This window comes from Neohoeflea coraliihabitans, from assembly GCF_019334345.1.
GTDB lineage: Bacteria > Pseudomonadota > Alphaproteobacteria > Rhizobiales > Rhizobiaceae > Pseudohoeflea > Pseudohoeflea coraliihabitans.
In genome coordinates, this window is record NZ_JAHWQX010000002.1 from 582706 (window position 1) to 596550 (window position 13845).

18 protein-coding genes are annotated in these 13845 nt (G+C 61.1%); 2 read left to right on the forward strand and 16 right to left on the reverse strand.

From position 1 onward, the window contains the following. Positions 1-71 precede the first annotated feature (71 nt). The 16 genes from KY465_RS08730 to KY465_RS08805 form a co-directional block, all read right to left on the reverse strand. Entirely contained in the window at positions 72-560 is a 489-nt protein-coding gene (locus KY465_RS08730) for a VOC family protein (protein ID WP_219201278.1), read from the reverse strand. Between the two features lie 197 nt (positions 561-757). Beyond that, positions 758-1732, reverse strand: coding sequence for a flagellin N-terminal helical domain-containing protein (locus tag KY465_RS08735; RefSeq protein WP_219201279.1), 975 nt, complete (start codon positions 1730-1732; stop codon positions 758-760). Between the two features lie 280 nt (positions 1733-2012). Further along, positions 2013-2750 carry a flagellar type III secretion system pore protein FliP gene (gene fliP / locus KY465_RS08740; protein WP_219201280.1) on the reverse strand — a complete coding sequence of 246 codons (738 nt, stop codon included), beginning with the start codon at positions 2748-2750 and terminating at the stop codon, positions 2013-2015. Beyond that, positions 2747-3265: a flagellar basal body-associated FliL family protein gene (locus KY465_RS08745; protein ID WP_219201281.1), complete on the reverse strand. Its 519-nt coding sequence runs from the start codon at positions 3263-3265 to the stop codon at positions 2747-2749. Before KY465_RS08745 ends, fliP begins: the two co-directional genes overlap by 4 nt. A 14-nt stretch (positions 3266-3279) precedes the next feature. After that, a complete protein-coding gene (gene flgH / locus KY465_RS08750) occupies positions 3280-3984 on the reverse strand; it encodes a flagellar basal body L-ring protein FlgH (RefSeq protein WP_219201282.1) in 705 nt (234 codons plus the stop codon). Next, positions 3981-4583, reverse strand: a complete 603-nt coding sequence (locus tag KY465_RS08755) for a MotE family protein (RefSeq protein ID WP_219201283.1) — start codon at positions 4581-4583, stop codon at positions 3981-3983. The genes flgH and KY465_RS08755 overlap by 4 nt, the downstream gene beginning before the upstream one ends. Continuing rightward, positions 4580-5701: a flagellar basal body P-ring protein FlgI gene (locus KY465_RS08760; RefSeq protein WP_219201284.1), complete on the reverse strand. Its 1122-nt coding sequence runs from the start codon at positions 5699-5701 to the stop codon at positions 4580-4582. The genes KY465_RS08755 and KY465_RS08760 overlap by 4 nt, the downstream gene beginning before the upstream one ends. Beyond that, entirely contained in the window at positions 5698-6189 is a 492-nt protein-coding gene (gene flgA, locus KY465_RS08765; RefSeq protein ID WP_255561533.1) for a flagellar basal body P-ring formation chaperone FlgA, read from the reverse strand. The genes KY465_RS08760 and flgA overlap by 4 nt, the downstream gene beginning before the upstream one ends. A gap of 17 nt (positions 6190-6206) precedes the next feature. Further along, the gene (gene flgG, locus KY465_RS08770) at positions 6207-6995 is read right to left on the reverse strand and encodes a flagellar basal-body rod protein FlgG (RefSeq protein WP_219201285.1); all 789 of its coding nucleotides are present in this window, start codon (positions 6993-6995) and stop codon (positions 6207-6209) included. Between the two features lie 10 nt (positions 6996-7005). Further along, positions 7006-7335 (reverse strand): flagellar hook-basal body complex protein FliE, encoded by a 330-nt coding sequence (gene fliE, locus KY465_RS08775; RefSeq protein ID WP_219201286.1) that lies wholly within the window; start codon positions 7333-7335, stop codon positions 7006-7008. After that, positions 7332-7751: a flagellar basal body rod protein FlgC gene (flgC, locus tag KY465_RS08780; protein WP_219201287.1), complete on the reverse strand. Its 420-nt coding sequence runs from the start codon at positions 7749-7751 to the stop codon at positions 7332-7334. The genes fliE and flgC overlap by 4 nt, the downstream gene beginning before the upstream one ends. A gap of 2 nt (positions 7752-7753) precedes the next feature. Next, positions 7754-8134: a flagellar basal body rod protein FlgB gene (gene flgB / locus KY465_RS08785; protein ID WP_219201288.1), complete on the reverse strand. Its 381-nt coding sequence runs from the start codon at positions 8132-8134 to the stop codon at positions 7754-7756. Between the two features lie 112 nt (positions 8135-8246). Beyond that, positions 8247-8837 carry a flagellar protein gene (locus tag KY465_RS08790; RefSeq protein WP_255561534.1) on the reverse strand — a complete coding sequence of 197 codons (591 nt, stop codon included), beginning with the start codon at positions 8835-8837 and terminating at the stop codon, positions 8247-8249. Then, positions 8834-10198 carry a flagellar protein export ATPase FliI gene (gene fliI / locus KY465_RS08795; protein ID WP_219201289.1) on the reverse strand — a complete coding sequence of 455 codons (1365 nt, stop codon included), beginning with the start codon at positions 10196-10198 and terminating at the stop codon, positions 8834-8836. Before fliI ends, KY465_RS08790 begins: the two co-directional genes overlap by 4 nt. Before the next feature lie 81 nt (positions 10199-10279). Beyond that, on the reverse strand, positions 10280-11005 hold the full coding sequence (gene flgF / locus KY465_RS08800) for a flagellar basal-body rod protein FlgF (RefSeq protein WP_219201290.1): 726 nt from the start codon (positions 11003-11005) through the stop codon (positions 10280-10282). Further along, complete coding sequence (locus KY465_RS08805; protein WP_219201291.1) at positions 11005-11787, reverse strand: DUF1217 domain-containing protein; 783 nt, start codon at positions 11785-11787, stop codon at positions 11005-11007. Before KY465_RS08805 ends, flgF begins: the two co-directional genes overlap by 1 nt. A 201-nt stretch (positions 11788-11988) precedes the next feature. On the opposite strand from KY465_RS08805, the gene motA reads away from it, so the two are divergent. Continuing rightward, positions 11989-12864 carry a flagellar motor stator protein MotA gene (gene motA, locus KY465_RS08810; protein WP_219201292.1) on the forward strand — a complete coding sequence of 292 codons (876 nt, stop codon included), beginning with the start codon at positions 11989-11991 and terminating at the stop codon, positions 12862-12864. A gap of 4 nt (positions 12865-12868) precedes the next feature. Beyond that, on the forward strand, positions 12869-13840 hold the full coding sequence (locus tag KY465_RS08815; protein ID WP_219201293.1) for a FliM/FliN family flagellar motor switch protein: 972 nt from the start codon (positions 12869-12871) through the stop codon (positions 13838-13840). Positions 13841-13845: the final 5 nt, after the last annotated feature.

Below are 13845 nucleotides of genomic sequence, written 5' to 3' on the forward strand. Positions count from 1 at the left end.
CAATAGCCTATTAATAGGGGGTTAGGGTTACCGAAGGTTTAAAGCACTGAGATTGACGTCGCCGCTGAAATTTAAACTGATCGGCCCGCTACAGCGGCTTCGAGGGCCGCGATGTCAATCTTCTGCATCGTCATCATCGCAGTCATGGCCCGTTGCGCCGTACCGATGTCAGCCGATGTCGTCAATTGCATCAGGCGGATCGGCGTGATCTGCCAGGAATGACCCCAACGGTCCTTGCACCAGCCGCAGGCACTCTCACGACCGCCATTGCCGACAATGGCGTTCCAGTAGCGGTCGGTTTCCTCCTGATCCTCGGTCAGAACCATGAAACTGACCGCTTCGTTCGGTGTGAAGGTTGGTCCCCCGTTCAATCCGAGAAACGACCTGCCGAGTACGGTGAATTCGACGGTCAGATCATCGCCCTTCTGCCCGCCAGGGTAGTCCGTCGGCGCGGCATTGACGCGATCGACGTGGCTATCAGGAAATATCGCGGCATAGAACTCGGCCGCCTTGCGCGCTTCGCCGTGGTCAAACCACAGGCAGTTGACCAGTTTGCTCATGTCATTTCTCCTCGAGGAACTGAAGGCCGGTGCTGACCATGTATGCTCGCATGCGCACGACCTTGCCCGCTTGTTTATTCAAGGAGGCTGTTCGTATCTTTCTATACCAACTGGTCGGTATGTTTCAAGTGAACAAAAAACCACGCCAGGACCGGATCCTGGCGTGGTTCACCGACTGGAGGTCGGGCGGTCGTCGCTTATCGGAACAGCGACAGAACGTTCTGCGAGTTGGAGTTGGCAATCGACAGCGCCTGGATGCCGAGCTGTTGCTGGGTCTGCAGCGCCTTGAGCCGGGTCGATTCCTCGTTCATATCGGCATCAACCAACATGCCGACACCCTTGTCGATCGAATCCATCAGGTTGGAGACGAAGTCCTTCTGCATCGACACCCGCTTGTTGACCGCACCAAGGTTGGAGGCGGAGTCGGTCATGTCGGCAAGCATTGAATCGACGACACGGATCATATCCTCGACTTCGGAGTCGGTCGTCGTGTCTGACAGTGACACCCCTGCACCCGTCGCCGCCGTTCCCGTAGTCGTACCCGTATCGATCAGGTAATAGTTGCGGGTTGTGGTACCGGTGGCGTCCGGATCAAGCGCATTGGCATCATAATCCTTGGTCAGAATGCCGAGGCTCTCGTTGGCGGCGCCGATCAGCGTGGTGCCGCTCACATCGACATCAAGCGTGGTCAGCGACACGAGGCCAGCGGAATCGCGGTTGAAGCCACCAATGATTTCCTTGGTGCCAGCAGCGGTGGTTGACGTGTTGTTCAGCCAGTTTTCGCCAGAGAACGACGCGGATTCAGCGATCGACGAGAGCTGGTTCTTCAGCTCGGTCAGCTCGGCATCGATCTTGGTCTTGTCGACGCCGGGCTCGCGCGCGGCAACCAGCTTGGCCTTGATCTCGGTGACGACCTCAATGGCCGACTCCATACCGGTGTAGGCGACATCGACCTTGGCGGCGCCAAGTCCGAGGGCGTCCTGCACTGTCGACAGGGCCTTGTTGTCGGAACGCATGGTGGTGGCAATCGACCAGTAGGCCGAGTTGTCAGCAGCCGAATTCACCCGGTAACCGGAGGAAATGCGCGACTGTGTGGTGTCCATATCGGTGCTGATGGAGCGCAGAGTCTGCAACGCCGCCATGGCCGAACTGTTGGTCAGAATGCTTGTCATTGGGAGTGTCCCCTTAATTATGCAATACTTGAGAGGGACATACCGGACTAACTCGTCTACCGGTGATGACGGTCGGCATCATGCCTGAAAGATCCCGTCACTTCCGACCCGGATCCGCTGTGTCATGTTGGCAACATAGTTGCATCGCGCCCTTTCAGATTGATTAATCCAGAAGCACAACCAGCGATAATTTATTTATGCTTTACAGAGCGTTAAGCCGCTGGTTCGGCACCTTTCGAACGGGCTGAACCGCCGGACACTGCAAAGGCAGAGAGAGTGCTCAGGTGAAAGAGCGCACCAGACTGCCGACGAGCAAATTCCAACCATCGATCAAGACAAAAAAGAGGATCTTGAACGGCAAGGAGATCGCGGTCGGCGGCAGCATCATCATGCCCATCGACATGGTGATGGTCGCAACCACAAGGTCAATCACCAGAAATGGCAGGACGACAAGAAACCCGATCTCAAAGCCGCGCCGGATTTCCGAGATCATGAAGGCGGGAATGAGGACCCGAAGATCGACCACGCCCTCGGTTTCGGTCGCCTGGCCGCGCTCGTCGGCGAGGTCGACAAACAGGTTGAGATCCTTGGGTCGCGTGTTGATCAGCATAAAGTCGCGGAACGGGTCCGAAATCCGGCTCAGCGCTTCCTGCTCGGTGATCTGGTTCTCGAGCAGCGGATTGATGCCCTCGTTCCAGGCGCGGTCAAAGGTCGGCGCCATGACGTAGAAGGTCATGAACAATGCGAGGCTGACGAGAATCATGTTCGCCGGCGTTGATTGCAGGCCCATGCCAGAGCGCAGGATCGCAAAGGCGATGATGAAGCGCGGAAAACTGGTGACCATGATGAGAATGCCGGGCGCGATCGACAGAATGGTCAGCAGCCCGAAGGTCCGGATGATCCAGCTGGCCACCGACCCATCGACCGGCGTCTGGAACAGGCCGGGGTCAAATCCCTGCGCCAGGGCGGCAGTCGGAGCGGCCACCACACCGGCAAGGATGATCAGAAAGCGGATCATTCGATCACAAAGGTCCGGATTATCACGTCGGTCACCTGACCCTCCGAGCGCAGCCGCGCCCGCTCTGCAATATCCTCACGCAAATAGTGGAAACCGCGTGGTCCATCAATCTGCTGAAGGGATACAGTGCGCAAATAAGCAAGGATATCCTCGGAAATCTCGTCGGCGATCCGCTGGTCGGGGGCGTCGCGAAACAACAGGGCCGCCTCAATGCGCACCCAGTTGTCGGCCGGATAGGACAGGTTGGTCGTCAACGGCTCCAGTCCGAACAGATTGGGGCGCAGCGGCTCGTCGTCCTCGCCGCGCTTGTCCTTGGAACTGTAGCCGACCATCTGCGCCTGCTCGACAGGCTCTTGGCGGTTTTCGACCGATGGGGCCAGTACCGTGCCGAGCATCCAGCCGCCGCCGATGCCGAGAAGGGACAGCACGGTGACAGCCGCGAGAGTGAACAGCAGCCCGGATTTCCTTTCGGGCGGCGTATCCTCTCCAAAATTCGCGATGTCGGCTTCGGCCATGCTCGGATCCGCTGTTAAATCGGCGACAATATGTCGATCAGCTGCTGGCCGACCGGCGGCTGCTGTACCTCGGTCAGACGGCCGCGACCGCCGTAGGAGACGCGTGCTTCCGCAATCTTGTCATAGGCCACGGTGTTGTTGTGGTCGACATCCTGCGGCCGGACGATGCCGGCGATGTTCAAGATGCGAAGTTCATGGTTGACCCGGACCTCCTGGGAGCCAGAAATGACAAGATTGCCATTCTGCAGGATGCCGGTGACAACCGCGGCAATCTTCAACTGCAGTTTTTCCGAGCGGACGGTAGAGCCGGCCCCTGACGTCGATGTATTGGAGCCGTAATCAACACTGCCCTCGCCTTCCGCGCCGAAGGTCGGAATGGCAACGCCGGCGCTGATCCCGCTGGAATTGACGCGACTGCGGTCCGTGGCGTTGTCGAAGCTGGCCTGATCGTTGACCTGCAGATCGACCGTGAGAATGTCGCCAATGGCGTTGGCGCGCGCATCGGTGAAAAGTTTCGACTGCCGGTCGTCCCAGAGTGAAAAGGTGCTGGCGCGGTGCGGCGGCTTTTTCGGATACATCGCCATTTCGGGGGTCGAAGCGTAGGCCAGGCCGGCGCCGACCGGGCTCATATCCGGCGCTCTTCCAACCTCTTTCAACGTTTGGGAACTGCACCCCGCGAGCAGCAGTCCTGCAGCAATGAGAGTAGCCTGCTTGATCATGTCGGATCCTTCGGCAGTTCTCTGGACGCCGCATCTGCGATGATGCTGGCCAGCGACGCTGCCTTCTTGGCTTCCATTTCATTGAGGATCTGACTGGAGAGCCGGGGGCTGAGTTTCATGACGATGGCGGCGGCGACCGACGGATGGATGAGCGAAAGCTGCTCGGCCGCCGAATCGGGCCGCATTTTCTGATAGATCTCGGTGAGCGTGCCTTCGGCGACCTCGAGAAACTTCTCCCGCTTGGCCAGCCATTCGCGATAATAATCGCTGCGTTGTTGCATCAGGGCGATCCGCTCATCGACGCGCTTTTGCAGGTCTTCAAGCTCCTGTTTCTGACGCAGGTAACGCTGGTCGCGGGCCTCATCGACGATATTGGCGCAATAGTTTTCGACTTCGCTGCCCGTGGTCTGCGGCAGTTGCGGATCGAGCTTGCCGCCCAGCCGGTCGTTCGGATTGGCCTCGGCGCTTTGCGCCTCGACAGTCTCCGCCCCTGCCGTATCTTCGGCGGCGAAAGCATGCGTTGCCGCCAGCACACAGAGCGCGGCGGCTGCCAGGCGCAGTCCGGCCCATGCCGACCAAGGGAGCGCGCCGCCGGTCATTGCAGAACCAGTTCGGCTTGCAACGCACCAGCCGACTTGATGCCCTGCAGTATGGCGATGATGCCGTCCGGCTTAACGCCGATCGAATTGAGACCGGCCACCAGCGTACGCAGGTCGGGTCCGTCTATGATGGCGACCTGGCCGCCTTCAACGCCGGCGGTGATCTCGGTCAGGGGCTCGACGGCCGTGACCCCGTCGGAGAAGGGCGCCGGCTGCACGATCGTCGGCGTTTCATTGACCTTTACGGTCAGCGTGCCATGGCTGACCGCCACTTGCGAGACGCGCACATCATTGCCAATGACGATGGTGCCCGTGCGTTCATTCACCACGACGCGTGCAGGTGTGTCCGTCTCGACGATGAGATTTTCGAGTTCCGCCATGAGCCTTGCCAGATCGGCACGTGCGGGCTTGCGCACGCCGATGGTTGTCGAATCGCGCGCTTCGGCGATCGCCTGGCCATAGCGGGTCGAAGCATAGGCATTGATCACGTCGGCAATCCCGACCGCCGTGCTGAAGTCGGGGTTGCGGAGCTGGAAGACCAGTCCGTCGACCTGCTTGAAATGCGCCGGGATCTCGCGTTCGATGGTGGCGCCGGCGGGCAGGCGGCCGCTGGTTGCAATGCCCTGCTGCAAGGTGGCGGCGTCCCCTTCTGCGGTCAGTCCGGAGACGATCACCGAGCCTTGCGCAACCGCGTAGACATGGCCATCAGCACCCGACAGCGAAGTCATCACCAATGTGCCGCCGCGCAGCGAGGTCGCATCGCCCAGCGAGGAGACGCTGACGTCGATCCGTGCACCAATGGTAGCAAAGGGCGGCAGGTTGGCGGTCACGATAACTGCTGCGATATTGTTCGAGCGGCTGGCACCGCCCTCTGTCGAAATGCCGAGATTCTGCAGCATGGCGCGCAATGATTGCTCGGTAAACGGCGAATTGCGCAGGCTGTCGCCGGTGCCCTGGAGGCCGACGACGAGGCCGTAACCGATCAGCTGGTTATCGCGCGCCGCCTGCAAAGCGGCGATGTCCTTGATGCGCGATGCGGACTGTGCCGGCTGGTGCAGGCCGGCCGAGACAATGAACAGCGAGATTATAACCGCGCGACAGGCCTGCCAGAGCGTCATTTGCGCACCACCTTGATCGTGCCGTCGTTCATGATGGTTCCGGAGACGATGACGCCGCTATCGGTGTTGCGGACGCGGACGAGATCGCCGACGGCGCCATTTTCCAATGGCGTGCCGGGCGCCGTGATGAACAGGCCGGAATCAGCGAAGATCAACACCACCGGCGCGCCGCGCTCGACAGCCCAGGCCTGGCGCAGGGTGGCGACCGGAATCGTGCGGCCGGGCAGCAATGTGCGGGTGGCGACCATGCCCTGGATTTCATCCAGCTGAGAGGCGTAGCCGGCGGCGAGGTTTGGATTGAGCACTTCGACCGGGCGAACCATCTGACCGGTCAATTCTTCGCCGGGATAGATGACGCGTTCGGGAACGAGGGCAATCTTCGGTGCGGCGGCTGCGGGACCGGCCGCGGCGAGCAGCACAGCCAGCGTCAGCGCCAGAAGCGGCGCTGTGCAGGCTGGAAAGATCTTGATGGTGCGGCCAAACATCATGTTCGCCCCGGCTCCCGCTATCTGAGATTTTTGCTGACGATCGACGCCATTTCATCGGCCGCCTGAATGATCTTGGAATTCATCTCATAGGCGCGCTGCGCTGAAATCAGATCGGTGATCTCCTTCACCGGATCGACATTGGATGCTTCCAGATATCCCTGCTGAATATGCGCGAAGCCCGGATCGTCGGGAACGCCGACGATGGCATCGCCGGAGGCTTCGGTGGCGGCAAAGAGATTGTCGCCCATCGGCTCAAGACCGGCTTCGTTGACGAAGTTGGCAAGGGTCAACTGGCCAAGCTCCTGCAGTTCGACATCATTGCCGAGACGGGCGAAAATCTGGCCGCTGCGGGTGATCACTACCTCGCTGGTGTCTTCGGGAAAGGTGACACCGGGAACAACCGTATAACCGTCGATGGTCACCAATTGCCCTTCGGCATTGGTGTTGAACGTTCCGGCCCGCGTGTAAAGGGTGTTGCCCGCCGGATCCTCGATCTGAAACCAGCCGCGGCCGATCAGAGCCATGTCGAGCTTGTTGGAAGTGCCGATGAGCGAGCCTTGAATGTGCAGATTGCGCACGGCCGCGGTCTTCACACCAAGACCGATATGAGCGCCCTCCGGGACGATCGCCTGATTGGCCGCATTGGGCACACCCTGATTGCGCTCGACCTGATACAGAAGATCGGAAAATTCAGCGCGGGCGCGCTTGAAACCCGTGGTGTTGATATTCGCCACGTTGTTGGCGATCACCTCGAGATTGAGCTGCTGGGCGTTCATGCCAGTGGCAGCGATGGCGAGTGCCTTCATGGCGTCATCCTCAGATTTGCATTCGTGAGATTTCGAGATAGGCGGTGACAAGCTTGTCGCGGATAGCGATGGCGGTCTGCAGCGATTGCTCGGCATTCATCAGGGAATCGACAAGCTCGCGGGGGTTCGCTTCTCCGGCCACCGCGCGAAAGGATTGCGTTTCCGCTCCCTTGAGATCGGCCACGACCCCGTTTCCGACAGACTGCAAGGCGTCGAAGAAGGAGGGGCCGGTCGCGGTGCCTGCAGAGGGGGCCGCTGGCGTATTGCCGGTGGTGTCGAGTACCTCTTTGAGGATCTGGCTTGCCGCTTTGCCCGCGACGCCGCCGACGAGGTCTATCATTGTGAGGCCCTCAGCAGATCTAGTGTCATGGAAATCAACTCACGCGTCTGTTTGATGGTCTGCAGGTTGGCCTCATAGGCGCGGTTGGCCTCGCGCATGTCCGACAGCTCGATCAGCATGTTGACATTCGGCAATTTCACCATGCCCTGGTCGTCCGCAGCCGGGTGTCCCGGGTCGTATTCGACCTCGAAATCGGTCTGGTCCTGCGTCACGCGCCCGATCTCGGCCAGCGATGCGCCAGTGGCTCGATCCAGATGCGCAGCAAAGGAAATTGTCTTGCGGCGATAGGGATCGGCACCTGCCGTTTCGCCGGTCGACTGAGCATTTGCCATGTTCTCGGAAATGATACGCAGCCTGGTTTCCTGGACCTTCAGGCCGGAAGACGCGATGCGCGAAGAAAGCGTAAGAGGGTCCATTGTCAGCGCCTCACCGTCATCAGCATCATCCGATGAAAGCTCTTCATGAGGCCGGTGTTCATCTCGTAGGCCCGTTTGATTTCCGATGTCTTGGCGATCTCATCAGGCAGATTGACGCTATTGCCGGACGGCAGCACCTCGGTGTCAGCCACGATGCTCGCCGTCTTCACCGAGCTGCGCATGGAGTCATCGGCCAGGTGAGCCGGATGCGTCGTCGCCATGCGAATGCCGGTGTCCTGCAATACGCTCTCGAAGGGCTCTACCTCCCGGGCCGCATAGCCGGAGGTGTTGACGTTGGCGATGTTGCCGGCAACCACGGACTGCCGAAGAGACAGCCAGTGCGCCTGTTCTGAAGCTATGGCAAAGAGCTGGATCGGCTGCATGAATTGATCGTCCTTCCTGAAGCATCAAGGCTAGGGCAGCAGGCTTGTGTGTAACTTGCCATCACTCACACCACGGCGCCGGGCGCGGCTGGGACGGCAAGCATCGGCAGAATCACTGCTGGCTGACGACCTGGCCTCGTGATGTGACGAGCACCCAGCGGCCCTGCCGCTCCTCCATTGCCGTCAGCGTAGACTGATCAGGCAGCACCGAGCCCTGGCGGACAACGAATATTCCGGAAGCGTCCTCAATCAAGGCACGACCGTTGGCGACGTGCAGCAACCGGAAATCGCGGACCGCTGGAAAGGGTTGCGAGAGGGGATCCTCCAGCAATTGCGGGCGCGGCCCCTTGGCATCGCTTTCGGACGGCTCTCCGACCGTCGCGGTGGTGATGTCGTCGAAATCGCGGACCGCATCCTTGTCGGTCGCGCTGCCGGCTCGCGGCACTGCATCAGCGAGAACCCGTCCCGGCTTTTCCGGCAAACCCTGGGATCTGTTCCACAGGGCCGGGACCGCGCTGAACTGTCCGTGGTTGAAGAAGACATACCACGGGAAGAGTGCGGCGGCGGCGGCGATGGTGAAACCGACCACAATCAAGACGCGATCGCTGTCGCGACGTGGCTGCCTGCGCATGTGGCGATCGGGCTCCACATCATGGTCGCTCATGGCGCTCTGGTCCTCCGTCTGTCCGTCGCTGTGTTTCATCGTTGTCCCTTCGGCACGCCGGCGGCGGTCTTCATCGCTTCTGCCAGTTCGGCGAATGCATCCGGGCATGGCGGGTCATCCGGCCCCTGGCGCAGGGTCTGGTAGATCACCGGGGCCTGCTTGACGGCCATGTCGAGATCGGGATCGGTCCCCGCGCGGTACCCACCCAGGAGGCGGAGATCGCTGGTTTCCTCATAGCGATGAATCAGCTGCCGAAGCTTGATGGCGAGCGTTTCCTCATCGCCGCGCCAGGCTTTGCGGGCCAGGCGGGAGATCGAGGTCAACGGATTGACCGGCGGGTAGCGTCCCTCATCGGCAAGACGCCGGTCGAGCACCAGATGACCATCGAGAATGCCGCGTGCGGAATCGGCCACCGGATCATTGTGATTGTCGCCGTCAACCAGCACCGAGACGATGGCGGTGATGGCACCCTTGCCCTGTCGCCCGGGACCGGCGCGCTCCAAGAGGCCGGGCAAGGCGGTGAACACCGAGGCCGGATACCCGCGCGCCACCGGTGGCTCGCCGGCCGCCATCCCCACCTCGCGCAAGGCATGGGCGAAGCGCGTCAGGCTGTCGACGATCAGCAGGACGTTTTCGCCGGCGTCGCGAAAATGCTCTGCAACGGTCATCGCCGTGAGCGGCGCCATCTTGCGCAGCATCGGACTTTCATCGCTGGTGGCGACAACAGCCACGGTCTTGGCCATGTGCGGGCCGAGTGTGTCCTCGATGAATTCGCGCACTTCGCGTCCGCGTTCCCCCACCAGCGCGATGACGGCCCGGTCGAAGTCGGCGGCGCGAGCGAACATCGACAGCAGCGTCGATTTGCCGACTCCCGACCCGGCAAATACGCCAAGCCGCTGTCCGCGACAGATCGGCGTGAAAATATCGACCACCTTGACGCCGGTGCGGATCGGCTCATTCACCCGGTCGCGCTGCATGGATTGGGGCGGCGGCGCGTCGATCCGGCGGTCGTGGGCGCCGGCGATGAGGGGACCAAGGCCGTCAACCGGTTCGCCGAGCGCAGATATGGTGCGGCCACACCAGCTTGGATCGGGAGCGATCGTGAACGGGCCGCGGCGCCACACCCGTTCGCCGATGGCCGCTGCATCGCCTGCCGCTCCCTCGATCGGACAGACGGTGGCCAGGTCGGGATCCAAACGCACGACTTCCGCCAGGCGGCGTGAGCCCCGGCGGCGAAACTCGACAAGTTCTCCAAGCCGCAGATGACGCGACAGACCCGAGACCGTATAGTTTCCGGCAGCAGCAGCGGACACCTTGCCGGATATCTCGATGCTCCGTCCGGCGTCGGCGAACTGGTCGGTCACCTCTGCCAAAGCCTGCAATGTTGCCCGACCCGCCATCAGTCTTGCCCTGTCATTTTACTGAAGCCCGAGGCGCGATGCTCGCATCATTCATGGCACAATCCGTCCCGTGCCCACCGGTCAACGACCGCTGCCCAGCACCTTGATCGCTTCCTTCAGGGACGCCTCGGAATCGCGCATCATGATCGAGGTGTTCTCGAAAGCGCGTGACACCATGATCAAACGGGTCATCTCCGAGACGGGATTGACGTTGGAATCCTCGAGGTATCCCTGTGTGACACCCACATCCGTACGGTCGACCACCGGTTCGGGATCGATGGCCGAGAGGACGCCGAGGGAACCGACACGCTGAAATCCCTGTGAAAAGTCGGCGGTAAACAGGCCGAGCTGGCCAGCTCGGCGGCCATCCTGATAGATGCCGCCATCCTTGCCAACTTCAGGCGCCCCCGCCGCCGGGTTGAGCTGTATAGGCGCGCCGCCGACATCAAGCACCGGATGGCCTGCGAGCGTGACAAGTTCACCTTCCGCGGACATGCTGAAACGACCGTCACGGGTCAGGATCTGGCCGGTCGGGGTTTCAACCTGGAACCACGCATCACCGTTGATTGCGAAGTCGAAGGCATTGCCTGTCTGCCGCAGTCCGCCGCTGATCGTCGAGAGAAAATCTTCGCCGCGGCTGACATAGGAAACATCGTCGGCGCCGAGGCTCGAGACCATCTCACCGAAAGTCAGTTTGGTGGCGCGAAAGCCGACCGTATTGGCATTGGCGACATTGTCGGCAATCGTCGTCAGGCGGCGCTCCAGCGCCAGTTGCGCCGACATCGAGACATAAAGGGACGATTCCATCAGCGGCCTCCCAGCTTGAGTGTGTTGATGGCAAGCATCAGATCCTCGGAAATGCCGAAACCCGTCGATGATGACAGCATCAAGCTGGTATCGAAGCTGCCATAGGAGGGGTTGTCGATCTCCCACATGGCGGTGAAACGCTGCAGAGATCGCGTTACTTTGTCCGGATCCTGAAAATCCTCGATGTCGATCTTGCTCTCGAGAAAGTCGGCCTGCTTGTCGACGTCCGATCCGGCGAATTCATCGGGAATCCCGAGTGCCGTGCGGACGACCTGGTAAATCGCCTCATCGGCAAGGATGCCATAGGCGGAGGTGATGTCGGCTGCGCTGCGCTCGAAGTAGAGCGCCAGGCGCACACCGGTGTTGTCCTCCCCGACCTCCTCTTCGAGCGTCTGGCGCAAATACTTGTCAACGACGTCCTGCTGGGCGCGGCCGAAGACTGTGGCTGCTCCACCATGCCGGGCAAAATTGAAGGCCTCGACAAAAGCGGTGTACTTGCTGTCGGACAATTGCTTGGCAAAGGCGTCGTCATTGTCGACCCCTTCGGTCAGCGCCTTGCGCATGAACGCCTTGGCGTAGGTCATGTCTTCGAGACCAAACGCTTTCATCGCATAGTTGTAGATGCGGTCGTCGGCCATGAAATCATCGATCGACTTAATCTCGCCGATCCGGCTGAGGTAGTATTCCGTCTCCCGCTCGACCTGCGGTTCTTGCGCGACGCGCTCGATGGATCTCGCCAAGTCGTTGGTGATCAAGGTGTAACTCGTGTAGGTCGTCGTCACAGCCGGTTGTCCCCACCTGGTTTTGTCACCGACCGCAGACGGATCACAGTTGCCGCGCGGTCATATGGTTCGCCCGGCCATCCTGAGGGATTTGTCTTGTGCGAGGCTGTCGATTCTGCCGCCAGCCAGCCCTCGCCAGCCAGTTTCACACAAGCCTGACCGCCTAGAAAACTGTCAAAGGTTCAACTGGCGGTCACTGACATGAACATAATCATCGGCCTCGTGATTACCCTGGGCTGCATCATCGGCGGCTACATGGCCATGGGCGGCCATCTCGATGTGCTGTTCCAGCCATTCGAACTGGTGATCATCGGCGGCGCGGCGATCGGCGGCTTCATCATGGCCAACCCGGTGAAGACCATCAAGGATACCGGCAAGGCGCTCGGCGAAGCGTTCACCTACAAGGTCCCGAAGGAACGTCAGTATCTCGACACGCTCGGCATTCTCTACACCTTGATGCGGGATCTGCGCACCAAATCGCGCAACGAGATCGAGACGCACATCGACAATCCCGAGGAAAGCGAGCTGTTTCAATCGGCGCCCACCGTTCTGAAGAACAAGGAACTGACCAGTTTCATCTGCGATTACGTGCGGCTGATCATTGTCGGCAATGCCCGCCCGCACGAAATCGAAGCCTTGATGGATGAGGAGATCCAGACGATCTCCACCGACAAGCTGAAGACCTACAACGCGGTCTCGGTGATGTCGGAATCCTGCCCGGCGATCGGCATCGTTGCCGCTGTTCTCGGCGTCATCAAGGCAATGGGATCGATCAACGAATCGCCGGAGGTGCTCGGCGGCAAGATCGGGGCAGCACTGGTGGGCACGATGCTCGGCGTCTTCCTGTCCTATTCGGTTTTCTCGCCAATCGCCAACAACATCAAGGTTGTCCGCACCAAGCAAAACCGCCTGTATGTCATCGTCAAACAGACGCTGATCGCCTACATGAACGGATCGGTGCCGCAGGTGGCGCTCGAGCACGGGCGCAAGACCATTTCCGCCTATGAGCGCCCGTCGATCGACGCCGTCGAGCAGGAAATGATGAATCCGGGCGGCAGCGACGCCAAGGCGGCGTGACGCCATGGCCACCCGCAGCGTAAAACAACCCCCTGCCGCAACCGCCAGCGATGCAACGCGCATGCCGGCCGATCTGCTCGACCGTATGACGCGCAAGCTCGGTACCGCAAGCGAGATGCGCGAGCGCGGTGCGCTGTACCAGGCATCGATCGGCCCGGCCCTGCAAGAGGCGCTGGGGCGTGCCACCGGACTTGAGATCGATGTCCGCAGCGGGCCGGTTACCACAGGCCGGCGCCGCGCCCTGTGGGGCGAAAAGATCACCGAAGCGGCCTTTTGTCCGGCCGCCTTGCGGGGTTGGTCTGACGGGCTTGGCCTGTTCTGCGGGGCTCCAATCATCACCGTGCTGGTCGAATGCCTGCTGGGTGGCGCTGATCCCGAGGCGGTGCAGATTACCGAACGGCCGTTGTCGACGATCGAACTTGAGATGTCAGTGGTGATCTTCGAACAGGTGACCGCGACGTTGCGGGCAGCGATTGGCATCGACGATGGCCGGTCGCGCAACGCTGCCGGCAAGCCGAAACTGCAGATTCCGGATGCCGAAGACGACTTGCTCGAAGACTTTCATGCCGCCGCGATTGGCTTCACGCTCGAATTCGCGTCCTTCAGCGTGCCGCTGACCATCGTCGCGCCGCAATCGGCGCTGCTGCGCGTGCGGCCGGCGCCGCGGCTCCGGCTGAAACCCGAGGAAGTGAAAGCGCAAGCCGATTGGAAGGAGCGCCTGAACAAGCGTCTGGCTGGATCGACCGTCAAACTCGAGGCACGGATCGAGCTTGACCACCTGCGGCTGGAGCGGCTGAGCCAGTTGCAGCCCGGCGACATCATCCCGTTCAACGAGGACGGTGGCATGGCGGTGACGCTCGGCAGCAATGGCAAGGACATCTACCGCTGTGCCCTGGGCCGCAAGGGGCAGCGCTACATGGTGCGCATCGAGGGTCCGGCCGGGCCGGATGATGAATGGCGTGAAGCCTTCGTCTAGCGGTA

Coding starts and splice junctions, on each gene's coding strand:
- KY465_RS08815 (WP_219201293.1), top strand. CDS start 12,869: ATGGCCACCCGCAGCGTAAAACAACCCCCTGCCGCAACCGCCAGCGAT.
- flgB (WP_219201288.1), bottom strand. CDS start 8,134: ATGCAGCCGATCCAGCTCTTTGCCATAGCTTCAGAACAGGCGCACTGG.
- flgC (WP_219201287.1), bottom strand. CDS start 7,751: ATGGACCCTCTTACGCTTTCTTCGCGCATCGCGTCTTCCGGCCTGAAG.
- KY465_RS08730 (WP_219201278.1), bottom strand. CDS start 560: ATGAGCAAACTGGTCAACTGCCTGTGGTTTGACCACGGCGAAGCGCGC.
- fliI (WP_219201289.1), bottom strand. CDS start 10,198: ATGGCGGGTCGGGCAACATTGCAGGCTTTGGCAGAGGTGACCGACCAG.
- flgG (WP_219201285.1), bottom strand. CDS start 6,995: ATGAAGGCACTCGCCATCGCTGCCACTGGCATGAACGCCCAGCAGCTC.
- fliE (WP_219201286.1), bottom strand. CDS start 7,335: ATGATAGACCTCGTCGGCGGCGTCGCGGGCAAAGCGGCAAGCCAGATC.
- KY465_RS08790 (WP_255561534.1), bottom strand. CDS start 8,837: ATGAAACACAGCGACGGACAGACGGAGGACCAGAGCGCCATGAGCGAC.
- KY465_RS08735 (WP_219201279.1), bottom strand. CDS start 1,732: ATGACAAGCATTCTGACCAACAGTTCGGCCATGGCGGCGTTGCAGACT.
- flgH (WP_219201282.1), bottom strand. CDS start 3,984: ATGATCAAGCAGGCTACTCTCATTGCTGCAGGACTGCTGCTCGCGGGG.
- KY465_RS08745 (WP_219201281.1), bottom strand. CDS start 3,265: ATGGCCGAAGCCGACATCGCGAATTTTGGAGAGGATACGCCGCCCGAA.
- KY465_RS08755 (WP_219201283.1), bottom strand. CDS start 4,583: ATGACCGGCGGCGCGCTCCCTTGGTCGGCATGGGCCGGACTGCGCCTG.
- flgF (WP_219201290.1), bottom strand. CDS start 11,005: ATGGAATCGTCCCTTTATGTCTCGATGTCGGCGCAACTGGCGCTGGAG.
- fliP (WP_219201280.1), bottom strand. CDS start 2,750: ATGATCCGCTTTCTGATCATCCTTGCCGGTGTGGTGGCCGCTCCGACT.
- flgA (WP_255561533.1), bottom strand. CDS start 6,189: ATGATGTTTGGCCGCACCATCAAGATCTTTCCAGCCTGCACAGCGCCG.
- motA (WP_219201292.1), top strand. CDS start 11,989: ATGAACATAATCATCGGCCTCGTGATTACCCTGGGCTGCATCATCGGC.
- KY465_RS08760 (WP_219201284.1), bottom strand. CDS start 5,701: ATGACGCTCTGGCAGGCCTGTCGCGCGGTTATAATCTCGCTGTTCATT.